Origin of the sequence: Mycobacterium sp. Root265 (assembly GCF_001428895.1) — a bacterium.
In the GTDB taxonomy this organism is placed as follows: Bacteria; Actinomycetota; Actinomycetes; order Mycobacteriales; family Mycobacteriaceae; genus Mycobacterium.
The window spans coordinates 517172-539301 of the sequence record NZ_LMJA01000030.1 but is presented as its reverse complement, the minus strand read 5'-3'; the positions used below and the strand labels follow the sequence as shown (position 1 = coordinate 539301).

Genomic DNA, 22130 nt, shown 5'->3' with positions numbered 1-22130 from the left:
TCATGACACTTTCTGGCGAAGTACCGGACACCAGCCCTGTGCGTGAAGCCGTTGCCCACGTTCGCGACATCCTGCACCCGGCGGTCTATCAGCACAGCATCCGAACTTTCCTGCTCGGGCGACACGCCGCTCAGTACGACGGCGTGGCCGACCTCGACACTGAATCGCTCTGCATCGCAGCGTTGTTCCACGATGTCGGCACGGCCGAACGGTATAACGGCGCCGCTCGGTTCGAGATAGAAGGCGCCGACGCAGCAGCCGCGTTCCTGACAGAACGCGAATGGAACGCGGCGACCATCGACCACGTCTGGGAAGCCATTGCCCTACACACCACCCCCGGCATTCCCGAACGTCGAGGCCCCATCGCCCACTACCTACGTCGCGGCGTACAAATCGAGTTCGGTCCACCAGAACTGCGTAACCGCTTCACCGACAGCATCACCGACGCCGAAACCCAACACCCGCGCGCCCACATCGAGGAAGTGCTGCAAACACTGGTCATCGAACAGGCCATCGAACAACCCCACAAAGCTGCCGCTCCATCCTGGGCCGCCGACCTGTTGCGGAGCCATCAGCCCGGCCGCACCGGAATCAACCCCGCCTTCTGAACAAGGCCTCGACACCCGCAGGGAGATCTGATGACTCAGACATACGACTTCGATGAGATGAACCGGAACGTCATCCGCGAGTTCCGGGCCAGCGGTGGAACCGCCGGTGGCGTATTCGCCGGCATGCCACTGGTGCTCGTGCACCACACCGGCGCGAAGACCGGGATCGAACGCATCGCGCCGCTGGTTGCCCTGCTCAGCGAGGACCGCATCTTCGTGTTCGCCAGCAAAGGCGGATCGGACGACAATCCGCACTGGTACAACAACCTGGTTGCCCACCCGGAGGTCACCGTCGAACTGGGAACCGAAACGTTTCCCGCGACAGCGCGCGTACTCACCGGAGACGAACGCGACGCCATCTATGCCCAACAAAGCACCCTTCAGCCCCAGTTCGCCGAACACCAACGCAACACCACACGCGTCATCCCCGTGATAGAGCTGGTGAAAAGCGCCGCGCAATAAGCGAACGGCGCTCACCACCAGGGCACATGACGGCGGGCGCCGGGGTCGAACGCATTCACCGAATGGGCACATCGAAGGAGCAGACATGTCACACCACCTCGACTCACCGACCGCCCGCCAAGATGTGCGGCTGGATATCACCGACCTCTACGTCTTCGACGGTGACGGTGGCACCGCCCTTATGCTCAACGTGTGCCACTCCCTTGGCGGCGCAACAACTCCGGGGTTTCACCCCGAAGGCCGATACGAGTTCAAGATCGATCTCAACGGAGACTCAACCGAAGACCTCACCTACCGAGCGACCTTCACCGAAACGGACACTCAAGGTCGCCAGAACTTCACCATTCATCGCATCGCGGGCGCCGCCGCCACCGACCCATTCGCCGAAGGTGTGCTCATACTGTCCGGCCACACCAACGGCCCCGTCGAGACGGACAGCGGCGCGCGGGCCTGGGCCGCAAAGGTGAACGACCCGTTCTGGATCGACCCCGATGTCCTCCACGCTGTCGGCCACGCGTTCCACGACGGCACCAGAATCGACCTCGGTGACTGGCAGCCGACCTCGTCCACCAACCTGTTCGCCGGTGAGACGGTGTACACACTGCTACTGGAATTGCCCCACGAGGAACTGACGCCGCGCAGCGTGAACAACCGGATCGGGGTGTGGGCGGTAGCGTCGCTGGCCACCGACGCCGGGGGGTGGCGCCCGATCAACCGCGTCGGCCTGCCGATGATTCATCCATTGTTCGGACAGTTCGACGACAAACTTGGCGACGAACTCAACACCGGAGTACCCGCCGATGACTACGCCAACTACGGCGACACGATAGGCAAGAAGGTTGCCGGGGTGGTCAGCGCCTACGGAACCGCGCGGGATCCCGTTGCCTATGGGCGACAAGTGGCCCAGCGCTTGTTTCCGAACATTCTCCCGTACACGGTCGGAACGCCGGCCACGTTCGGCTTCGCCGGGTGGAATGGCCGAACACTGACCGACAACACTCCCGAGGTCATGGCCAGTCTCGCTACCAACACCGCGGTAATGACCGGAACGCAGCCAGATTCGGCCATAACACCTCCATCGCAACGGTTTCCCTATGTTGCCCCGGCCGGATGACCGGAATGAACCGATGAGCAGAGATCCCGACGAGCCTTCACCGAAAGAGACCCACCACCCCGCATTGCCCGGAAAGTCGGCAGACAATCCCGACCCATTGCGTAGTCAGCTGTCGGCAGCCGGCGACCGCATCGACCGGGAGGAATGGTCCAAACTCGTTCCTGCGGTGATGGCGCGAATTCCCGAACTGCGGATCGGCAGACGATGGGTCAGCACGTTGTGGATCGTGCCGATCGGGGTCGCGCTGCTCGTCGTCGGAGTCGCAGTGGCACAGCAACTCCGGACCTACCCCATGGTTGCGCACTTCATCGACACCTATCCCGGCGTGGGCGCATTCCAACCACCGGTGCTCACCGGGTTTCCCGGCTGGCTACGCATCATGCACTTCCTGAACCTGCTCTTCATGGCGTTCATCATTCGATCGGGACTGCAAATCCTCGCCGAGCACCCCCGCCTCCAACTCGACGCAGGCTCAGAGCCGGGCCGAGAATGGCTGCGCCTGCGAGGGCCCGTCCCCGCTGACCGGATGGTCCAGGAACCCGCCGAGCAGGCATGGTCGGCCCGAGACGACACCCTCACTCTGCCCAGCTGGCTCGGGTTGCCCGGGATCCGCCATTCCATCGGACTGGCGCGATGGTGGCATTTCAGCTTCGACACACTCTGGGTTGTGCTCGGCATGCTGTTCTACATCCTCTTGTTCAGCACCGGACAATGGGAACGCCTGGTGCCCCGGGACTGGGATGTGTTCCCCAATGCGCTGTCCGCGGGTCTGCAGTACCTGTCGTTGGACTTCCCGACCAACCAGGGCTGGACGCAGTACAACGGCCTGCAGAACTTGGCCTACTTCATCACCGTCTTCATCGCCGGCCCATTGGCGTTCGTCACCGGTCTGCTGCAAGCGCCTGCCATCGCGGCCCGATTCGGACTAGGAGCTGGACGGCTCAATCGCCAAGTCGCGCGCTCGATCCATTTCGGGGTGCTGCTGTACTTTGTGGTCTTCATCCTCGTCCACACCGCCATGGTCTTCATGACCGGCATGCTGTTGAACCTCAATCACATCACCACCGGCCTCAACACCGCGACGTGGACGGGGCTGTGGCTCTATGTGCTCTGGATGACGGTCGTCATCGTCGCCTGGTGCGCGGCGTCGCCCTTGACGCTGCGCTATCCCCGGCTGGTTCAGCGAGTAGGCCGACGTTTGGTGGGTGGCACCAAAGCCTTGCTGGAGTGGAGTGATCCGCGAGCCACCTACACAGAAGCTGACATCTCGCCCTACTTCTGGCCCAACGGCACCCTGCCGACAAGTCAGACCTACAAGACTCTGCTGGGCGAGGGCTTCGCCAACTACACGCTCCGCATCGACGGGTTGGTGGAGAATCCGGTGACGCTGACTTATGAAGAGCTGAAAGCGATGTCCAAGCAAGACCAGATCACCCAGCACTATTGCATCCAGGGTTGGTCGGGGATCGCCAAGTGGGGCGGGGTGCCCATGAAGCACGTTCTCGACATGGTCGCACCACTGCCACAGGCGAAGTGGGTGGTTTTCTATTCCTTTGCCGACGGCGCGGAGGGCGGCCGTTATTACGATGCGCACAACATCAACCACATGCAGCATCCCCTCACGCTGTTGGCCTACGAAATGAACGGTGAGCAACTCAACGAACTGCACGGCGCGCCACTGCGGTTACGCAACGAACGCGAACTCGGCTTCAAACAAGTCAAATGGATCGAGTCGATCGAATTCGTGGAATCCTTCACCCACCTGGGCGCCGGACAAGGCGGCTACAACGAAGACCACGAGTTCTACGGCTATCGCGAACCGATCTAGCTCCGCAGCCGCAGGCGATTCTCCGACTCGGCTGGCGGCAGTACTCCAGCTCACGGCGGACGGTTGTAGATAATGCTCAGGGCCGTGGTCCGCGGGGCCCCGCGGACCACGCGGTCATTGTTGAGAAGCGGAAGGGACGTCGGCAAGTTGCACAACCGTACCTTTCCAACTTTTGCCACTTGGATGAGAAAAGCGGCTCTGCCAACTAGGTGAGAAAATAGTTAAGGCGCAGCTGGGAGCGTCGGTCTTCGCCATCCAGCGTGAGAATCGACAGATGGTTGCGCTCTGCCTTCTGCAGAACGCGGGCGGCAACGTGGGTCTTGACCGAGGAGCGCATCGCGAACCGCTCGTGGTTCCGGTGTGCGACGGTCTTTTTGGGTCTTGAGATCCAGTGCGTACAGACCTATCCGGGCCTGGTGCCGTTGTTCGGCCTCGACGCGGTCTCCGACGTTCCATCGTGACGCTTTATCCGCCACCTCGATGACCCTTCCGGCGCCCTCCATGCCCAAAACTGCCGGGAAGTGGGTCATCGGGAAGATTCCTGCACGGAACATGATGTCGACGTAATTGACGCCGATGTGGTCATGGGTCAGCTGAACCTCACCATGTGTCGGTGGGGGAAGAGTGCGGTCACTGAACTGCAGCACTTCCGGGCCGCCGTGAGAGTAAATGTGTACGACACCGCTCATATGGAAGTCCTGTTCCTAGTGGGGTGGTTGTACGGGAGGAGTCGACGACCATAGTAGGTGACATGTCTCGGAATAACGTGTCATGTCACGTAGTTGTTGGATGTGAAACGCAGCAAGCGTTTTCGACAACAGGAGGGCGAGATGGCTCAGCTCGAAGGAAAAACAGCATTGGTTACCGGCGGCACATCCGGCATCGGTTATGCGACGGCGCGCGCCTTCGCCGACGAGGGCGCCAAGGTGTTCATCACCGGGCGTACCCAACAGCGCGTCGACGCCGCCGCAGCGTCGCTGGGTTCCGGTGTCATCGGTGTCGCCAGCGATGTCACCAAGACCGAGGATCTGGATCGACTTGTCGGGGTCATCCGCGACGCAGGTGCCGGCCTCGACATCGTCTTCACCAACGCCGGCAGTGGTGAGTTCGCCACGCTGGAGGACGAGACACCCGAACACCTCATCGACACGTTCAACCGCAACGTAGGCGGGACGGTGTTCACCGTGCAGAAGACGCTGCCGCTCCTCAATCCCGGTGCTTCGATCGTTCTGTCCGGCTCCACCGCGGCCACCAGGGGTACCCCGGCATTCGGCGCCTACGCCGCGGCTAAGGCTGCTGTCCGGTCCTTCGGCCGTACCTGGGCCACCGAGTTGGGCGAGCGTGGCTTCCGGGTCAACACAGTCGTACCCGGTCCCATCCTGACCGAGGGACTCACCGAACTGGTGCCTGACAAAGACCAGCGGCAGGTGTTCTTCGACGGTCTGGCAACGAACCCGATGAAGCGGCTGGGTGATCCTGCCGAACTGGCCGCCGTGGCGGTGTTCCTCGGCTCCGATGCGAGCAGCTTCATGACAGGTGCGGAGATCTTCGTCGACGGGGGCATGAACCAGGTTTAGCCGGTCTATCTGAGGTCGGGACGCGGCAAGGTGCCCTCGCGCAACAGACTCTCGTGTACAACGGCGAGGATGTCGGCGAGGGCGTCCTCGTGCTCGGGATCCAGATCGGCGAAGAACGCCCGGTGTACCCACTCTGCGTGCACCGGGGCGGCGCCTGCAAGCTGGTCCCAGCCCTCGTCGGTCAGGACGACGACAGTGCCACGACCGTCGGTGTCACAGGTTGTGCGCTCGACCAGGCCGCGGCGTGCCATACGGATCAGGTGGTGAGAGACCCGGCTGCGTTCCCACCCGATCACCGTGGCCAGTGTGGTCAGCTGCAGGCGGCGATCCGGAGCGCGCGAGAGCGTACTAAGCACCGTGTAGTCGTAGAGCGAAAGACCGCACTCGGTGCGCAGGTGACGGTTCACCTCATATTCGAACCGGTGATAGACCTGCATGAAATTCAGCCAGGCCCGCTGCTGCCTCGGCGTTAGCGGGTACTCGCCGGAATCAGTCATCGCGCATCATGGAGAAGCATGTCGCCTATCTAAGCAAAACTCAACCCCGATATGCGGTTTCGGTGACTATCCTTGTCGACGACCACCGAACGGGCTCGAAGCCGGCCAGCCCGGCGCGGAACGCTTCGATGCGGCTAAGCCGGTGACGCCACCGCTTACGACGTGAGTGTCACGCTGTCCGACAAGGTTGTGTGCACGGCTGAGACAGTTCCGCCGTTCAGCGCCGAGGGGCTGTCTTCGTCGTCGGGACTGCCGTGCTACGTAACTCTCTGTCCGGCAGCGACTCGGCGCTTCGCTCGCCATGACGGTCGGTCATCACGGAAGCGTCAACGCCGTCAGGGAAACCTCTGGAGTTGAGGTGGAGGTCAGATGGCGTGCGGCCTCTGGCGAGTGGCACGCCCCAAAGCGCAGCGATCAGCTAGTTCGGGCCAGCACGGCATCCGAGGGCTAGACGCACTGCTACGCGCGGATCGCCGTGGGATGGCAAGAACGTGGCGGTGCGGGCGCGCCGTCAGGCAGAGAGATCGAGCGTATTGAATCTGTGGTGTGCCCAGAGGCGGCGCGACGATTCCTCCGGGTAGGGGCGATCGGTCGTGTCGGCGCTGTAGACGCGTGTAGTGCGAGTGCCTGACGGCTCATAAGGCGGCCATCTGGGCGCACCACGGGTGGCGAAGTCCACCCAGTCCGTCCGCATGGTGCGTGAGAGCTGCTCGTATTCGTCTGCCGCGCCGGGATGGGCTGACGGATGGCTGGTGATGTCACTGCGTGTGAGCGTGCCGAAGACGAGCAGCATGTCCAGGCTGTGTGAGGCGCCCTCATCTGGGTTGAAACTCCAGGCCAGTTCGTACACTCGTGAGGTGCCGCCTCCTGCGTGGTGGGCGGCGGCGAGATGTTCACAAGGCATGCGAAACAGCCAGTCCGAGTTCACTATTTCGTACAACTCTGTGGCACCGGCATCAGGGTAGGCGGCGCGGTAATCACCTGGCCGGCAGGAGGTGGGAGCGAGTCGTTCGATGGTGTCGGTGAGCAACCCGTCGGGGACAGCGTTGTCGTGCCATGGGTGGAATAGGGAGTACTCGTCACGGGTGTGTCCGACCAGCAGATCGATACCGCGTGAGGTGCCACCGGCCAGGGCGCGCCACGGGGCGTCAGGCAGTGTGGCGCCGTCAACGATGGGCGAGAATGGTGTCGGGGTCAGCGCCATCGGACCCCACGCATCGACGAAGTGGGGCATCCGCTTCAGCAGCCTCTCACTGGCCGCCACGAGCGACTGAGGCGAAAAGTGCTGCAGATCAGTCGTTGTGGCCTGCGCCCCGAGTTCGCCGGCGATCTCGTCCGAGACTGCGGCCGCGAGTCGCTCGGTGAAGAATGTGCCGGGCACGCTTTGGGCGATCGCGCGCGTGAACAGGCCCGCACTTGCCGGCATGGTGAGCAGCGAGGCGACGCTGCCGCCGCCCGCGGACTGCCCGAACACGGTGACGTTGTGCGGATCTCCGCCGAACGCGGCGATGTTGTCCTGTACCCATCGCAGTGCGGCGATCTGATCGAGCAGGCCACGGTTGTTCGGGGCTCCGGCGATGCGGGCGAATCCCTCCGCCCCGACACGGTAGTTGAGGCTCAACACCACGACACCGGAGGCCGCCAGCGTGGCGCCGTTGTGGTGGGGGTTGGCGCTGTGTCCTTCCAGGTAGCGTCCACCGTGGATCCACACCATGACCGGTAACCCGGCCGCGCCAAGACCAGGTGACCACACGTTGAGGGTCAGCCACGAAGCGTCTACCTCAGAGTCAGATGCATCAGATTGGGGCGCAGGTGGACCGAACACCTTTGCCTCGCGCACGCCATCCCAGGATGCTGGCGGGACGGGATGCCCGAAACGGTGAGCACCCACGGGCGGTAGTGCGTAGGGGATCCCGCAGAACACGGCAACGTCATTTCCCCAACGGCCGCGGACGGCTCCAGCGTCCGTGCGAACCTCTGGATCGGTTGTCACACACCAATTCCACCATGCGAAGTCACTGTAGCCAGGCCTGTGTGCAATGCGTGTAGTCGGACCGTGCTCAGCCCATGGCGAAAGGGCCCTTTCATCCGCCCCTGAACGACGGGGTACGGGATGGAAGGCAATCCGCACCCGAGCGTCCTCTGGTCTAGCGATGATTCGGAACCTGAATGTGCGGCCTGTGTGGTGTGGGAGCAACCGAAGGTCCGCGGTTATGGTCGATGATGGGAGCGTGCCGCGAATGATCGCTCCTGTCATGGCGTCGGGATTGTTTTTCGGGTCTGCCCAACCCGAGATGGCGGTGGGGCCTGGGGCGGTCTTGCGACCGTGGCGGCTCGACGATGCTGGCGCGGTCATGGAGGCGTTCGCCGATGCCGATATCCAGCGTTGGCATGTGCGGCGGGTGGATTCGGTAGACGAAGCTGCTGAGTGGATCAGCGCTCGGCAGCGCGGATGGGCAGCCGAAACGGAGCTCAGCTGGGCGGTAGCCGACAAGCAGACCGGCGCCCTGCTGGGCCGGATGACGCTAGGGGGCGTGAAACTGGACCACGGGTCAGCGGGACTGGCGTACTGGATGGTCCCTGCCGCCCGCGGCCGAGGTTTGTGCACGCAAGCGGCGCAGGTCCTGTGCCGGTGGGCATTCGACGCCGGGTTCCATCGCATCGCCCTGGAGCACTCGGCCGCTAATCAGGCATCCTGCCGTGTGGCCGTGAAGGCCGGCTTCCTCGCTGAAGGAATCCGGCGGGGATCGGCGTTGCATGCCGATGGGTGGCACGACATGCACGTCCACGCGCGGCTGGCCACTGATGTCCACGCCTACTGAAGTGACCCTGGGGCGACTGGCGCGCCGTGGAACTTCTGACCGATCCCGCACTCAAATCTTGCACCACTGTAACGTTCCCGCTTCTGCCAAATGGATGACCACAATCGCTGCGCCATCTCCGTGACTGAATGACAACGGCGCAGGTAGGATCGGCGCCAATCGCCATCCAGTTTGACGATCGACAGGATGGATGGGCCTATCGATCACTGCCGATTCTCGGTCTGCGTGGCGCCGTCTCAAGTGAGATGGCGGAGAACGGCGAGGCCTCAGACGGCCAGTTCTTGGTCCTTCGGAGCGGAGCCGCTCTGGTCTCGACGTGGGTGTTGGTCCGGGAGTACGGTGCCCGCTGTGCGCAAACGACACTCTGCGGCGTCGACACAGGCGACACGTGTGCTGGCCGAGGCCGGTCTGGATGACGTGGACATCTTGACTGAACGTTTGGTCTCGGCCATCTTCACCGACAATCCGGAGTGGACTGATTACGGCAGTGTGCCCCGCGATGATCTGCGTGAGGGATGCCGCAACTACCTCGTCCGAGTCTTGGAATCGTTGCGCGGACAGCGAGGCGGCACCGATGAGGTTGTCGAGACGATCGCCAAACACCGTGCCGATCAGGGGATTCCATTGGAGGTGATGCTGCGGACCTTCCGACTCGGTGGACGCATCGTGTGGGAGGCCCTGCTTACTCGCGCGAAAGATACCGGTGTGGATCCCGACGTCGTGCTCGACGCCGGCACAGCCACCTGGACGGTGATCGACGAGCTCTCCTCAGCTCTGTCGAGCGCCTATCGCGAGAGTGAACAGGAGCGAGTCCGCCACGACGAACAGCGCCGCAATGCGCTGATCGAGGATCTGCTCGACCGTCGCGCCGGGGATACAGGTTTTGCCAGCCAGGTCGCTCGTGAACTCGATCTTCCCGTAGACGGCGGATACCTTGTGATTGTCACCGACGTGGGCCCCGACGGCGCGCCGGCATTGGCGTCCCCCCGAAACACTCTGGACGCTTGGGGTTTCCGTTCCTTGTGGCATTCTAAAGTGGACTCCCGTATCGGAGTAGTGGCATTGGACCAACGTTCAGCGGCCGACGTGATCACGCGATTACGGCCATTGGTGCGGGGCCGATCAGCAGCATCGTCGGCGGTCCGGGGACTGGCCGATGTCGCAGCGGCCTATACCGAGGCACTCATCGCGCTGAGCCTGGTCGCGGTCGGGTCCACCGAGCTGGTCTGGCTTGATGAGCATCTGAGTGAGGCGCTGCTGGTGCGCTCGCCGGATTTCGCACAACGCCTGATCTCACGCAATTTGGGGGGTCTGCTGGCACGTCCAGCCCACGAACGCGAGGTGCTGCTGGAGACACTGCTGGTGTGGCTGGAAGAGGATCGCTCGACAGTCAACGCCGCTGCGCGACTGCACTGCCACCGCAACACGGTGCTCAACCGCCTGCAGCGAGTCACCGAACTGGTAGGTCGCTCACTTCACGGTCGGTCGGCCTATGTGGAGTTGTCGCTGGCATTGTCCGCGCTGAACATATCGGGCGAGCGCCGCTGAGATTGGGCACATCGCCCAATCGGTGTGACCGAACACTGGGCCATGCGGCCATGGTGGCAGCATTCACAGCGCTGCAGACTCAGCTGTGTGCGTGAATTCGATCTTCTGGTCATAGGCGGGGGCCCAGGCGGGTACGTCGCGGCCATCCGTGCTGCGCAGCTTGGTATTTCGGTGGGAGTCATCGAGAAGGAGCGCCCGGGCGGGGTGTGCCTGAACTGGGGCTGCATTCCGACCAAGGCGATGTTGCGCTCGGCCGAGGTGCTCCAGACGGTCCGTGACTGTGGGTCCTACGGTGTGCGCGCCGACAATGTCGATTTCGACTACGCCGCGGTACGCGCACGGATGAACGATGTGGTCACCACCCTCACCGACGGGGTCGCGGGTCTGCTACGCGCCAACGGCGTCACCGTGATCAACGGACACGCGCGCTTCACTGGACCAACCACCGTCGAGATCTGCGATGTCGACAGCGGAGCCGGGCCGCGCTACGCCGCGGCGCCCGGTGAGCAAATTGACGCTGCAAGTGCTCGTGACATCATCATCGCCACCGGATCCACGCCTATTCCTCTGCCGATTCCCGGCGCCGACCTGCCGGGAGTGATCACTTCCGACGGCGCATTCGGCCTCACCGACGTTCCCAAGCGTGTGGTGATCGTCGGGGGCAGTGCGGTCGGTGCCGAGTGGGCCAATCTGTTCAGCGCGTTCGGCAGCGAAGTCACGGTGGTGGAGATGCGCGACACCCTGGTGCCGGCCGAAGACATCGACATCGGCGCCGCACTCGAGCGGTCCTTTGTTCAGCGCGGCATCACCGTGCACACGGGATCCACGGTCACCGCAATCGAACAAGCCAAGGCGCTGAGGATTGTGGTCAGCGGCCCCAAACCGTGCGAAATCGATGCCGATGTCGTTCTTTTCGGTGTCGGTCGACGCGCCAACACCGCCGACCTGGCACTGCAGAGCGCCGGTGTTGGCGTCGACGAGCGCGGATTCATCGCGGTCGATGACCGACTGCGTACCAACGTGGATCACGTCTATGCCATCGGTGACGTCACGGGAAAGGCCCTGCTGGCGCACGTCGCATCACACCAGGGGATAACCGCGGCCGAGGTCATCGCCGGGCACGACAAACACATGGATTACACAGCGCTGCCCGCTGCCACCTTCACCCATCCTGAGATTGCCAGCGTCGGACTGACTGAAGCGGCCGCTGCGAGTGCCGGACACGTCATCAACGTCGCCACATTTCCCTTCGCTGCGCTCGGTCGTGCCCGAACCTACGGTGACACAGAAGGTTTCATCAAGATTGTCGCAGGCAAGGAATACGGCGAGGTGCTCGGCGTGCACATCATCGGCCCGTCTGCCAGCGACCTCATCACCGAGGCGGCGCTGGCGATCACGCTGGAAGCCACGCTTGACGAACTGGCCGAGACCATCCATGCGCACCCGACACTGGGCGAAATCGGCATGGAAGCAGCATTGGCCGCCCTTGGCATGCCCGTACACATCCCTCCGAAGAGACGCTGAGAGATCTACGATGACCGATACGATCGACCGGCCCGCACTGGCGGGCGACGACGTGGCGAAGCTGCGCGGCTACTACCGACAGATGGTTCTTATTCGACGCTTCGAAGAGCGTGCCGCCCAAGGCTATACGCAAGCCAAGATCGGCGGGTACTGCCACCTGAACCTGGGCGAGGAAGCCACCGTGGTCGGCCTGATGGCGGCCCTGCGCCCCTCGGACTACCTCTTCACAAACTACCGCGAACACGGTTATGCGTTGGCCAAAGGTATCGACCCCAACCGCGTCATGGCCGAACTCTATGGCCGCAGCACCGGCACCTCCAAAGGCTGGGGCGGGTCCATGCACATGTACGACACTGAGGCTCGGCTGCTCGGCGGCTACGGGATCGTCGGCGGCCAGCTCCCTCTGGCCGTTGGTGCGGCGCTGGCCATTGACTACCGCGGCGGTGACGATGTGGTGATGTGCCAGATGGGCGATGGCACCACCAATATCGGCGCATTTCACGAGTCTCTCAACATCGCCGCACTCTGGAATCTGCCCGTCGTGTTCGTCGTGATCAACAACAACCTCGGCATGGGAACCACCGTCGAGAAAGCCTCAGCCGAGCCCGAACTGTACAAACGCGCATCCGCCTACCGAATGAGAGGGGAGCGAGTCGACGGCACCGATGTACTCGCGGTGCGCGATGTCGCCCGACAGCTCGTGGAGCAGGCCCGCTGCGAAGGTAAGCCCGCACTGCTGGAGGCCGTGAGCCACCGATTACGGGGGCACTCGGTGGTCGATCCCGCCAAGTACCGCAGCGACGATGCTGTCGCGGCCGCACAATCCGCCGACCCATTGACTCTGTTCAAAGACACGCTGCTCAGCTCAGGTGTACTCGACGAGCGGTCTGCCGAGGAGCTGGAACGGTCCGCGCAAGCCGAGGCCGACGCCGCGGTCGCCTTCGCCGACGCGAGCCCCCACCCCGATCCGGCCACCTTGTTCGACTACACCTACGCAAGCCCCGTGGCCGGCGAGCTCCACCGGCTACCCGCTGACCCACTGTTCTGAACCGAAGGAAATCCGTTGCCTGTCATCAGTTATCGCGAAGCGTTGCGCGACACCCTCCGCGAGGAGATGGTGCGTGACGACTCGGTGTTCCTTATCGGCGAAGAAATCGGTGTCTTCGAGGGGTCCTACAAGATCACCGCCGGTCTGCTCGAAGAGTTCGGTGAGAAGCGAGTCCGTGACACCCCGATCGCCGAGGAAGGATTCGTCGGTGCGGCCGTCGGTGCCGCCATGCTCGGTCTGCGCCCAGTCGTCGAGATCATGACAATCAACTTCTCGCTTCTGGCGCTCGATCAAATCGTCAATCATGCCGCCAAGATCTACGGCATGTTCGGCGGCCAGACGAACGTCCCGATGGTCATCCGCACCCCTGGCGGCGGCGGACAGCAACTCGGGGCCACTCACTCACAGAACATCGAGCTCTACTACGCCTTCGTCCCCGGACTCAAGGTCGTCGCACCAAGCACACCCGCCGACGCACGGGCATTGCTGAAGGCCGCGATCCGCGACGACGACCCCGTGCTGTTTCTGGAGAACCTGGCGCTCTACAACACCAAAGACGAGGTACCCGAGGACCTGGAGCCCATTGAGATCGGCAAAGCGGCAATCCGACGCCCCGGCACCGATATCACCATCATCGGGTATTCGCGGATGGCCAAAATCGCCACACAGGTCGCTGAACGGCTGCACGAGAAAGACGGCATCCGCGCCGAGGTGATCGACCTGCGCAGCCTTCGCCCGCTGGACCGCGACACGATTGTCGAATCCGTCCGCAAGACCGGCTGCGCCGTCGTCGCCGAAGACGATTGGCTGACCTACGGTATCGGCGCCGAGATCGCCGCGTCGATCTCCGATGGCGCCTTCGACCATCTCGACGCACCGGTACGCCGCGTCGCCGCTGCCGAAGTTCCCCTGCCCTACGCCAAACCACTGGAGCAGGCGGCCCTCCCCTCGGCCGAATCGCTCTACACCGCATGCCGCGAAACGCTGGCTGCGGTCGGCCGACTCTGACCACGACACCCTAGGACCGCACGTGCCCGAGATCACCATGCCCCGCCTCTCCGACACCATGGAAGATGGCCTCATCCTCACCTGGCTCAAGAACATCGGTGACCGAGTCGAACGTGGCGAGGTGCTTGTCGAGATCGAAACCGACAAGGCCGTCATGGAACTGGAGTCCTACGACGACGGCATCCTGGAGCGCGTGCTGGTCGGCGAAGGTGACCGCGTCGCGGTCGGCGTCCCCATCGCCGTTATCGGCGACAGTAGCGGAGCGCTCGCCGACGCCGCGGCGCCTGCCCCCGGAACCCCAGCACCTGCCGTGAGCACCCCAGCGACGCCCGAAACCGCTGCCGCTGCCGCTGTACGCAACTCCGTCACTGCCCCCGGATCCAATCGGCCCAAGGCCTCACCGCTGGCCCGGAAGGTCGCCGCCGACAGCGGGATCGACCTCAACGCGGTCATCGGCACCGGGCCAGGCGGTCGCATCATCCGCAAGGACGTCGACAATGCCGGCCTCGTCCCCGTCGTGCCCGCACCGGCCGGCGCGCCCGTGCCCGCCGCCGCGGGTGACGAGGCTGACACGGTGGCACTCACGACCCTGCAACGCATTGCGGCCAAGCGACTCACGGAGAGCAAACAGACCGCACCGCACTTCTACCTGACCGCCGCCGCCGACGTGACCGATCTACTGGCCTTCCGCCGAACCGTCAACGACAGCCTGCGCACCACCGAGGCAGCCAAGGTCAGCATCAACGACTTCCTGGTCCGCGCCGCAGGCGTCGCCCTGCGTCGCAATCCCGCCGTCAACGTGTCCTTCGGTGGCGACGTGCTGTATCACCATCGCCACGTGCACATCGGCGTGGCCGTCGCCGTCGACGCCGGGCTCGTGGTCCCCGTCGTGCGCGACGCCGACCACAAGACTGTCTCGCAGATCGCCTCCGACACCAAGGAACTGGCGGCCCGCGCCCGCATCGGCAAATTACGCGCCGACGAGATGTCCGGCGGAACCTTCACCATCTCCAACCTCGGTATGTACGGCATCGAGCAATTCGCCGCGGTGATCAACCCGCCCGAAGCCGCCATCCTGGCCGTCGGCGCAGCCACCGAGGAGGTCCGCCTCATCGACGGCGAGGTGGTGGCCCGCCACATTCTGCGCCTCACACTCTCGGCCGACCACCGCGCCATCGACGGGTCGACGGGAGCCGAGTTCCTGCGCGACCTGACAGCACTTCTCGAACGCCCGTTGCACCTCGTGGTCTGAACGACGACGCCATGGCCAGCACCCGCCGATCCCTGCTTCCCCGCTACAGTCCCGTCGTCGAACGATGGGACTGGCAGCTAGCCGCACGATGCCGCGATGAGGATCCCGCGGTGTTCTACGGAATCGACGGAGAGCACCGACGAACCAAGGAGCAACGCCAGCGGCGGGCCAAGTCCATCTGCGCGCAATGCACAGTGGTCACCGAATGCCGCAGGCATGCCGAGAATTTTCAGGAGCAGTACGGCGTGTGGGGTGGCATCACCGAAGCTGACCGCGGCCACGTGGATCTGAGGAAGAGATGACGGCGGAATCATTGGCTGGCGTAGGTGCCGACGGCCGTAAGTTACTGCGCCTTGAGGTGCGCAACGCCSAGACCCCGATCGAGCGCAAGCCGCCGTGGATCAAGACCAAGCTGCGCACCGGGCCGGAGTACACCGAACTCAAGTCGCTGGTRAAGCGCGAGGGTCTGCACACCGTGTGCGAAGAGGCCGGCTGCCCCAACATCTACGAATGCTGGGAGGACCGCGAGGCCACCTTCCTCATCGGTGGCGAGCAGTGCACGCGGCGCTGCGACTTCTGYCAGATCGACACCGGCAAGCCCGCCGAGCTCGACCGTGACGAACCGCGCCGSGTCGCCGAGAGCGTGCAGGCCATGGGGCTGCGCTACTCGACGGTGACCGGTGTGGCCCGCGACGATCTGCCCGACGGCGGCGCCTGGCTCTACGCCGAGACGGTCCGCCAGATCCACGCGCTCAACCCGAACACCGGCGTSGAGCTGCTGGCCCCGGACTTCAACGGGGTCCCTGCACTGCTCGAAGAGGTCTTCGAGTCGCGCCCGGAGGTGTTCGCGCACAACGTCGAAACCGTGCCGCGCATCTTCAAGCGGATCCGGCCYGCCTTCCGCTACCAGCGCAGCCTCGATGTCATCACCGCCGCCCGCGACTTCGGTCTGGTCACCAAGAGCAACCTCATCCTGGGCATGGGCGAGACACCNCAGCGCAGCCTCGATGTCATCACCGCCGCCCGCGACTTCGGTCTGGTCACCAAGAGCAACCTCATCCTGGGCATGGGCGAGACACCCGATGAGGTGCGCACCGCGCTGGTCGACCTGCACGAGGCCGGCTGCGACATCGTCACCATCACCCAGTACCTGCGTCCGTCGCCGCGCCACCACCCGGTGGACCGGTGGGTGCATCCCGACGAATTCGTCGAGTTCACGACGTTCGCCGAGAACGTCGGATTCGCCGGCGTGCTGGCCGGTCCGCTGGTCCGGTCCTCCTACCGCGCGGGCCGGCTCTACGAGCAGGCGGCACGGGTTCGGGCAACCGCCACCCCACCCGTATCCTGATCCAATGGCGAAATCGCGTAACCCCGCCCAGACCAAGGCCGCCAAGGCCGAGGCGAAGGCCGCCCGCAAGGCGGCCTCCAAGCAGCGGCGCAGTCAGCTCTGGCAGGCATTCCAGATCCAGCGCAAAGAGGACAAGCGCCTGCTGCCCTACATGGTGGGCGCCTTCGTCATCATCGTCGCGGCGTCGGTGGCGCTGGGCATCGTTGCCGGTGGCTTCACCACCTATCTGCTGATCCCGCTCGGCGTGATCCTGGGCGCCCTGGTGGCGTTCATCATCTTCGGCCGCCGCGCGCAGAAGTCGGTGTACAAGAAGGCCGAGGGCCAGACCGGCGCGGCGGCGTGGGCGCTGGACAATCTGCGCGGCAAGTGGCGGGTCACTCCGGGCGTCGCGGCCACCGGGCACTTCGATGCGGTACACCGGGTGATCGGCCGACCGGGGGTGCTGCTCATCGGTGAAGGCGCGGCGTCCCGCGTCAAACCGCTGCTGGCCCAGGAGAAGAAGCGCACCGCGCGCCTGGTCGGCGATGTCCCGATCTACGACATCGTCGTCGGCAACGGCGAGGGTGAGGTCCCGCTGGCCAAGCTGGAGCGTCACCTGAACAAGCTCCCGGCCAATATCACCGTCAAGCAGATCGACTCCCTGGAGTCCCGTCTGGTGGCGCTGGGCTCCAAGATCGGCCCGGCCGCCATGCCGAAGGGCCCGATGCCGGGCAACGCCAAGATGCGCGGCGTGCAGCGCACCGTGCGTCGCAAATAGTCGCAAACGCAAACATTCGGCGACTGCCCGTCATCGGCGGTGCCGGATTGCTTAGATGTCTCGCATGACATCTGGGCGGGTGCATGTGCACCGCATGTGACTGGGCACCGCATTTCGCCGCACTGAATCTGACCTCGAACCGCCGCACGTTGCTGCGCGCCGCCACCGTGGTGTTGGCGGCGACGGCGGCCGGGACGCTCGCGGCATGTGCCGCTGATCAGGAGCCGGCGCCTGCTACGGGGCACGGGCCATTCGCGGACTTCGTGTTCCACAACGGCCCGATCTATACCGTCGCCGGCACCGATCCCTGGGCGCAGGGCCTGGCCGTCACCGGCAACACCATCTCCTATGTCGGCGACGAGGCCGGCGCCATGGCGCTGGCCGGTCCGGACACCCGCGTGGTGGATCTCGACGGCAAGCTGCTGATGCCCGGCTTCGTCGAAGGCCACATCCACCCGTTCCTCGGCGCGTTCCTGACCTCCGGCGTCGACCTGCAGGTGCCCACCGGCGCCGACGCGCTGGCCGCGATCGAGCGGTATGCCGCCGAGAACCCGGACGGTCCGGTGCGTGGATTCGGTTGGCGGGTGGACATGTTCGGGCCCGATGGACCCACCCGCACCGACCTGGACCGCGTCCTGCCGGACCGGCCCGGGTTCTTCTTCGCCATCGACGGTCACAGCCTGTGGGCGAACAGCAAGGCCCTCGAGATCGCCGGCGTCAGCCGTGCCACCCAAGATCCGATCCCCGGATTCAGCTACTACGCCCGCGACCAGGACGGTGAACCGACCGGCTACGTACTGGAGGTCAATGCGGTCCTCGGGTTGGTCAACGCCATCGAGCCGATCTCGCCGGAGACGATGGGCACCCTGCTGCGGGGCTGGCTGCCCAAGGCGTCCGAGGCCGGGATCACGTCGGTGTTCGACGCCGGCGTGCCACCCATCGGTGACGACCAGGGCGCGCTGATACAGCTCTACACCGACCGCGAGGCCGACGGCACGTTGCCGTTCCGCGTCGTCGCGTCCTACAGCGTGAAGTCCCCGCCGGTCGACACCGCCGTGGCCGATCTCACCGGCATCCGCGACCGGATCTCGACCGACCTGGTGCAGGTCGGCGCGGTGAAGATCATCGGCGACGGCACCCAGGGCGGGTACACCGCCTGGCTGCTGGAACCCTATGCGGACAAGCCGGATTCGATCGGCGCGTCACCCTTCACCGTCGACCAGTGGCAGCAACTGATCGGGTCAGTCGACGCCGCCGGCTTCGACGTGCACGTCCATGCCTGCGGCGAGCGCACCGCGCGCACCGCGTTGGACGCGATCGAGGCGGCCGTCGCAGCGAATCCACCGCGCGAGCGCAGGCACACCATCGCCCACCTGGTCTACGTCGAGGATCCCGACAGCGCGCGCTTCGGTGAGCTCGGTGTCATCGCGCAGTTCTCCGCGAACTGGATGTCGGCCGATCCCGACACCGTCACCAACATGGCCGCCCGCTACGGCGCGCCACGCCAGGACAACTTCTACCGGATCCAGGACGTGCTGCGCTCCGGCGGGCGGGTGTCGCTGGGCACCGACTGGCCGGCCGCCGGATACTTCTCCACCTACAAGCCGCTCGACTCGATCCAGATCGGGGTGACCCGCCGGCTGATCGGCGATCCGGACGCCGAGGTGCTCTCGCCGGCCGATCAGCGGATGACCGTGCAGCAGGCGGTGCACGCCAACACCCTGGGCGCGGCGTATCAGATCCGGCTGGACGCCCTGGTGGGCTCACTGGAGGCCGGTAAGCGCGCCGACCTGATCGTGCTGGACCGCAACATCCTGGATATCGACCCGCACGATATCCATCGCACAAACGTCACCATGACGATGATGGACGGCAAGATCCGCCAGGAACGCTAACGGTGCTTTCCGCTCATCGCCGCACCACGGCGGTCTTGGTGGCCAGATCGGACAGGCTGCGCTGATCACTGTCGGTGAACAGCGGCGGGATCACCAGCGCCACCAGCACACCGCGGGCCAGCGCACGACCGATCCCGACATGTTGGCGGTTGTCTGCAGACACCACCATCAACCCAAGGGCCATCTGGCCGGGTGTGAACCCGAACAACCGCACCGATGCCGCGCCCAGGATCAGCCAGATGACCAGGACAGCGGTGGACAGCGTCTGCAGCGACAGCAGCCCCAGGCTCATCGCCAGCGCGGCCAGACCGTACGCGATCAACCAGTCGACCAGCAGCGCAGCGGTCCGTCGCCCGAATCCGGCGATCGACCCCGACCCGTGCCGGGGTAGCCCCAGCCGGTGTCCGGGGTAGTCGTCGGGCCCGTCGGCGGGGTTGCCCGACCTTGAAGGTTCCGGTCCGGACAACCAGGATGAGAGCTCACGGGCCATACGACCAAGCATAGAACGCAGGGCATTGCGTAACTTCGACGCAACATATGGTTGATGACCGTGCAACATCGTGTCCATAGCGTCAACGCGCGGGTCACCAGAAAAGGAGAACTTGTAGTGGCGGAAAAGACCTCCGATGACATCTTCAAGCTGATCAAGGACGAGAACGTCGAGTACGTCGACATTCGGTTCTGCGATCTGCCCGGTGTCGTCCAGCACTTCTCGATCCCGGCAGCGGCATTCGACGAGAGCGTGTTCGAGGATGGGCTGGCCTTCGACGGCTCCTCGGTGCGCGGCTTCCAGTCGATCCACGAGTCGGACATGATGTTGCTGCCCGATCCCAACACGGCGCGCATCGACCCGTTCCGGGCGGCCAAGACGCTGAACCTCAGCTTCTTCGTGCACGATCCGTTCACCCGGGAGGCGTACTCGCGCGACCCGCGCAACGTCGCCCGCAAGGCGGAGAACTACCTGACCAGCACCGGCATCGCCGACACCTGTTACTTCGGCGCCGAGGCCGAGTTCTACATCTTCGACTCGGTGAGCTTCGACTCGAAGATCAACGGCACCTTCTACGAGGTGGACTCCGAGTCGGGCTGGTGGAACAGCGGCGAGCCCTACGAGGCCGACGGCTCCCCCAACCGCGGTTACAAGGTGCGCCCCAAGGGCGGCTACTTCCCCGTCGCGCCGTACGACCACTATGTGGATCTGCGTGACGAGATGGCCACCAACCTGCAGAACGCCGGGTTCACTTTGGAGCGCGGCCACCACGAGGTCGGCACCGCCGGCCAGGCCGAGATCAACTACAAATTCGACACGCTGCTGGCCGCAGCCGACGATGTGAATTTGTTCAAGTACATCATCAAGAACACCGCGTGGCAGAACGGCAAGACCGTCACCTTCATGCCCAAGCCGCTGTTCGGTGACAACGGTTCGGGTATGCACGCCCATCAGTCGCTGTGGAAGGACGGCAAGCCGCTGTTCCACGACGAGTCGGGTTACGCGGGTCTGTCGGACATGGCGCGCCACTACATCGGCGGCATCCTGCACCACGCGCCGTCGCTGCTGGCGTTCACCAACCCCACGGTGAACTCCTACAAGCGCCTGGTGCCGGGCTACGAGGCCCCGATCAACCTGGTGTACAGCCAGCGCAACCGCTCGGCCTGCGTGCGTATCCCGATCACCGGCAACAACCCGAAGGCCAAGCGCCTCGAGTTCCGTTGCCCGGACAGCTCGGGCAACCCGTACCTGGCGTTCGCGGCCATGCTGATGGCCGGCATCGACGGCATCAAGAAGAAGATCGAGCCGCTCGCACCGGTCGACAAGGACCTCTACGAGCTGCCGCCGGACGAGGCCGCCAACATCCCGCAGGCCCCGACCTCGCTGGCCGCGGTGATCGACAAGCTCGAAGAGGATCACGAATACCTCACCGAGGGTGGCGTGTTCACCGAGGACCTGATCGAGACCTGGATCTCCTACAAGCGTGAGAACGAGATCCTGCCGATCCAGATCCGTCCTCACCCGTACGAGTTCAGCCTGTACTACGACGTGTAAGTCGTAGGTCTGCACGAAACGACGCCACCCGGCCGCACTGCGGTCGGGTGGCTTTGTCGTTGACGCGCCCCGTGAGCACATCGGACTTAGACTTTCGCCCTACGGTTGGGAGGGGGCCCGATGACCGATGGATATTGCGGGGGCGGATTCGGCGGCATGAACAGCCGTGAGGAAGAACAGTTTCTGCGCCATCACGGAACACGTAAGCAGCGGAAAGAGATCAAGGCCCGCTTCAAGGCCCGGGAGCGCGAGCAGCGGGAACGAGACAAACAACGCAAGCGCGAGGAGACTCAGGAGCGCCAACAACGCGAGCCGTTCCTGTGAACTCGGTAGGTTGGCACCCATGATCAATCTGTCCGCTCGCCTGGACGCGCTGGCGCCGTCGATTCTGAGCCTCGTCCGGATCGTGTTCGGGTTCCTGTTCACCGTGTTCGGCACCTCGAAGATCTTCGACTGGCCGCTCACCATGTCCATCCCCGCCGGGTCGTGGCCGGCCTTCTACGCAGGCCTGATCGAGTTGATCGCCGGCGTGCTGATAATGGTCGGGTTGTTCACGCGCGCAGCGGCGTTCATCGCCTCCGGCGCGATGGCCGTCGCTTATTTCTGGCAGCACCAGCCGCTGGCCTTGTGGCCGATCGCCCCGCCGGAGTACGGCGGCAACGGCGGACTGGACGCCATCGCGTTCTGTTTCGTCTTCTTCCTGCTGGTCTTCACCGGGCCGGGCCCCTATTCCGTGGACCGGTTGCGGACCCGTACCGCCACCGGCTAGACCAAAAACGGACCGTAGTCCTATTATTG

At 64.5% G+C, this 22130-nt stretch carries 21 protein-coding genes and 3 pseudogenes; 20 read left to right on the top strand and 4 right to left on the bottom strand.

The genetic code is table 11. The annotated features are described in order from the left end of the window. The first annotated feature begins 2 nt into the window (after positions 1 to 2). From ASE48_RS25035 to ASE48_RS33560, 5 genes are all read left to right on the top strand, one after another. Positions 3 to 608 carry an HD domain-containing protein gene (locus ASE48_RS25035; RefSeq protein WP_057169843.1) on the top strand — a complete coding sequence of 202 codons (606 nt, stop codon included), beginning with the start codon at positions 3 to 5 and terminating at the stop codon, positions 606 to 608. Positions 609 to 638: 30 nt separating this feature from the next. Continuing rightward, complete coding sequence (locus ASE48_RS25030) at positions 639 to 1070, top strand: nitroreductase family deazaflavin-dependent oxidoreductase (protein WP_057169842.1); 432 nt, start codon at positions 639 to 641, stop codon at positions 1068 to 1070. Between the two features lie 85 nt (positions 1071 to 1155). Then, entirely contained in the window at positions 1156 to 2184 is a 1029-nt protein-coding gene (locus tag ASE48_RS25025; RefSeq protein ID WP_057169841.1) for a DUF4331 family protein, read from the top strand. Positions 2185 to 2197: 13 nt separating this feature from the next. Then, positions 2198 to 4012, top strand: coding sequence for a molybdopterin-dependent oxidoreductase (locus ASE48_RS25020; protein WP_082614427.1), 1815 nt, complete (start codon positions 2198 to 2200; stop codon positions 4010 to 4012). A gap of 320 nt (positions 4013 to 4332) precedes the next feature. Further along, complete coding sequence (locus ASE48_RS33560) at positions 4333 to 4473, top strand: hypothetical protein (protein ID WP_235571458.1); 141 nt, start codon at positions 4333 to 4335, stop codon at positions 4471 to 4473. A gap of 24 nt (positions 4474 to 4497) precedes the next feature. Here the strand turns inward: ASE48_RS33560 and ASE48_RS33895 are convergent. Continuing rightward, positions 4498 to 4566 (bottom strand): annotated as a pseudogene (locus ASE48_RS33895) (hypothetical protein); the annotation flags it as partial. Positions 4567 to 4842: 276 nt separating this feature from the next. Here ASE48_RS33895 and ASE48_RS25010 point away from each other — a divergent pair. Next, positions 4843 to 5589, top strand: a complete 747-nt coding sequence (locus ASE48_RS25010; protein WP_057169838.1) for an SDR family oxidoreductase — start codon at positions 4843 to 4845, stop codon at positions 5587 to 5589. Between the two features lie 5 nt (positions 5590 to 5594). Here the strand turns inward: ASE48_RS25010 and ASE48_RS25005 are convergent, their stop codons facing one another. Then, the gene (locus ASE48_RS25005; protein WP_057169837.1) at positions 5595 to 6086 is read right to left on the bottom strand and encodes a MarR family winged helix-turn-helix transcriptional regulator; all 492 of its coding nucleotides are present in this window, start codon (positions 6084 to 6086) and stop codon (positions 5595 to 5597) included. 511 nt (positions 6087 to 6597) lie between these two features. Beyond that, positions 6598 to 8343 (bottom strand): carboxylesterase/lipase family protein, encoded by a 1746-nt coding sequence (locus ASE48_RS25000; RefSeq protein WP_082614405.1) that lies wholly within the window; start codon positions 8341 to 8343, stop codon positions 6598 to 6600. Here ASE48_RS25000 and ASE48_RS24995 point away from each other — a divergent pair. From ASE48_RS24995 to ASE48_RS24950, 11 genes and pseudogenes are all read left to right on the top strand, one after another. Then, the gene (locus ASE48_RS24995; protein WP_057169835.1) at positions 8327 to 8908 is read left to right on the top strand and encodes a GNAT family N-acetyltransferase; all 582 of its coding nucleotides are present in this window, start codon (positions 8327 to 8329) and stop codon (positions 8906 to 8908) included. The two genes, ASE48_RS25000 and ASE48_RS24995, sit on opposite strands and share 17 nt — an antisense overlap. 390 nt (positions 8909 to 9298) lie before the next feature. After that, on the top strand, positions 9299 to 10456 hold the full coding sequence (locus tag ASE48_RS24990; RefSeq protein WP_235571456.1) for a PucR family transcriptional regulator: 1158 nt from the start codon (positions 9299 to 9301) through the stop codon (positions 10454 to 10456). An 87-nt stretch (positions 10457 to 10543) separates the two neighbouring features. Continuing rightward, positions 10544 to 11980 (top strand): dihydrolipoyl dehydrogenase, encoded by a 1437-nt coding sequence (lpdA, locus tag ASE48_RS24985; RefSeq protein WP_057170025.1) that lies wholly within the window; start codon positions 10544 to 10546, stop codon positions 11978 to 11980. Between the two features lie 10 nt (positions 11981 to 11990). Beyond that, on the top strand, positions 11991 to 13028 hold the full coding sequence (gene pdhA, locus ASE48_RS24980; protein WP_082614403.1) for a pyruvate dehydrogenase (acetyl-transferring) E1 component subunit alpha: 1038 nt from the start codon (positions 11991 to 11993) through the stop codon (positions 13026 to 13028). Positions 13029 to 13052: 24 nt separating this feature from the next. Further along, positions 13053 to 14036 (top strand): alpha-ketoacid dehydrogenase subunit beta, encoded by a 984-nt coding sequence (locus ASE48_RS24975; RefSeq protein WP_200962265.1) that lies wholly within the window; start codon positions 13053 to 13055, stop codon positions 14034 to 14036. Positions 14037 to 14058: 22 nt separating this feature from the next. Beyond that, the gene (locus ASE48_RS24970) at positions 14059 to 15288 is read left to right on the top strand and encodes a dihydrolipoamide acetyltransferase family protein (RefSeq protein ID WP_200962251.1); all 1230 of its coding nucleotides are present in this window, start codon (positions 14059 to 14061) and stop codon (positions 15286 to 15288) included. A gap of 11 nt (positions 15289 to 15299) precedes the next feature. Continuing rightward, positions 15300 to 15590, top strand: a complete 291-nt coding sequence (locus ASE48_RS24965) for a WhiB family transcriptional regulator (protein ID WP_057169831.1) — start codon at positions 15300 to 15302, stop codon at positions 15588 to 15590. Then, positions 15587 to 16281 (top strand): annotated as a pseudogene (locus ASE48_RS24960) (lipoyl synthase); the annotation flags it as partial. The gene ASE48_RS24965 and the pseudogene ASE48_RS24960, both read left to right, overlap by 4 nt. A 1-nt stretch (position 16282) precedes the next feature. Next, positions 16283 to 16636, top strand: a pseudogene (locus tag ASE48_RS33555) (lipoyl synthase); the annotation flags it as partial. A gap of 4 nt (positions 16637 to 16640) precedes the next feature. Beyond that, a complete protein-coding gene (locus ASE48_RS24955) occupies positions 16641 to 17393 on the top strand; it encodes a DUF4191 domain-containing protein (protein ID WP_057169829.1) in 753 nt (250 codons plus the stop codon). Between the two features lie 83 nt (positions 17394 to 17476). Continuing rightward, entirely contained in the window at positions 17477 to 19288 is a 1812-nt protein-coding gene (locus ASE48_RS24950; RefSeq protein WP_082614402.1) for an amidohydrolase, read from the top strand. A 13-nt stretch (positions 19289 to 19301) separates the two neighbouring features. Here ASE48_RS24950 and ASE48_RS24945 read toward each other — a convergent pair whose 3' ends face one another. Next, a complete protein-coding gene (locus ASE48_RS24945; RefSeq protein WP_057169828.1) occupies positions 19302 to 19778 on the bottom strand; it encodes an RDD family protein in 477 nt (158 codons plus the stop codon). A 117-nt stretch (positions 19779 to 19895) separates the two neighbouring features. Here ASE48_RS24945 and glnA point away from each other — a divergent pair, with 117 nt between their 5' ends. The 3 genes from glnA to ASE48_RS24930 all read left to right on the top strand — a co-directional run bounded on the left by glnA (position 19896) and on the right by ASE48_RS24930 (position 22101). Next, positions 19896 to 21332 carry a type I glutamate--ammonia ligase gene (gene glnA, locus ASE48_RS24940; RefSeq protein ID WP_057169827.1) on the top strand — a complete coding sequence of 479 codons (1437 nt, stop codon included), beginning with the start codon at positions 19896 to 19898 and terminating at the stop codon, positions 21330 to 21332. 120 nt (positions 21333 to 21452) lie between these two features. Then, positions 21453 to 21656, top strand: coding sequence for a hypothetical protein (locus ASE48_RS32875; RefSeq protein ID WP_156409350.1), 204 nt, complete (start codon positions 21453 to 21455; stop codon positions 21654 to 21656). 19 nt (positions 21657 to 21675) lie between these two features. Further along, on the top strand, positions 21676 to 22101 hold the full coding sequence (locus ASE48_RS24930) for a DoxX family protein (protein ID WP_057169825.1): 426 nt from the start codon (positions 21676 to 21678) through the stop codon (positions 22099 to 22101). The last annotated feature ends 29 nt before the right edge of the window (positions 22102 to 22130 follow it).

Bases quoted from the DNA above. Each gene is read 5' to 3' on its own strand.
- ASE48_RS25020 (WP_082614427.1), top strand. From the start codon at position 2,198: ATGAGCAGAGATCCCGACGAGCCTTCACCGAAAGAGACCCACCACCCC.
- ASE48_RS25030 (WP_057169842.1), top strand. From the start codon at position 639: ATGACTCAGACATACGACTTCGATGAGATGAACCGGAACGTCATCCGC.
- pdhA (WP_082614403.1), top strand. From the start codon at position 11,991: ATGACCGATACGATCGACCGGCCCGCACTGGCGGGCGACGACGTGGCG.
- ASE48_RS25025 (WP_057169841.1), top strand. From the start codon at position 1,156: ATGTCACACCACCTCGACTCACCGACCGCCCGCCAAGATGTGCGGCTG.
- ASE48_RS25035 (WP_057169843.1), top strand. From the start codon at position 3: ATGACACTTTCTGGCGAAGTACCGGACACCAGCCCTGTGCGTGAAGCC.
- ASE48_RS25005 (WP_057169837.1), bottom strand. From the start codon at position 6,086: ATGACTGATTCCGGCGAGTACCCGCTAACGCCGAGGCAGCAGCGGGCC.
- ASE48_RS25010 (WP_057169838.1), top strand. From the start codon at position 4,843: ATGGCTCAGCTCGAAGGAAAAACAGCATTGGTTACCGGCGGCACATCC.
- ASE48_RS24945 (WP_057169828.1), bottom strand. From the start codon at position 19,778: ATGGCCCGTGAGCTCTCATCCTGGTTGTCCGGACCGGAACCTTCAAGG.
- ASE48_RS24930 (WP_057169825.1), top strand. From the start codon at position 21,676: ATGATCAATCTGTCCGCTCGCCTGGACGCGCTGGCGCCGTCGATTCTG.
- ASE48_RS24965 (WP_057169831.1), top strand. From the start codon at position 15,300: ATGGCCAGCACCCGCCGATCCCTGCTTCCCCGCTACAGTCCCGTCGTC.
- ASE48_RS24950 (WP_082614402.1), top strand. From the start codon at position 17,477: ATGTGCACCGCATGTGACTGGGCACCGCATTTCGCCGCACTGAATCTG.
- ASE48_RS32875 (WP_156409350.1), top strand. From the start codon at position 21,453: ATGACCGATGGATATTGCGGGGGCGGATTCGGCGGCATGAACAGCCGT.
- ASE48_RS25000 (WP_082614405.1), bottom strand. From the start codon at position 8,343: ATGACAGGAGCGATCATTCGCGGCACGCTCCCATCATCGACCATAACC.
- ASE48_RS24995 (WP_057169835.1), top strand. From the start codon at position 8,327: ATGATCGCTCCTGTCATGGCGTCGGGATTGTTTTTCGGGTCTGCCCAA.
- ASE48_RS24955 (WP_057169829.1), top strand. From the start codon at position 16,641: ATGGCGAAATCGCGTAACCCCGCCCAGACCAAGGCCGCCAAGGCCGAG.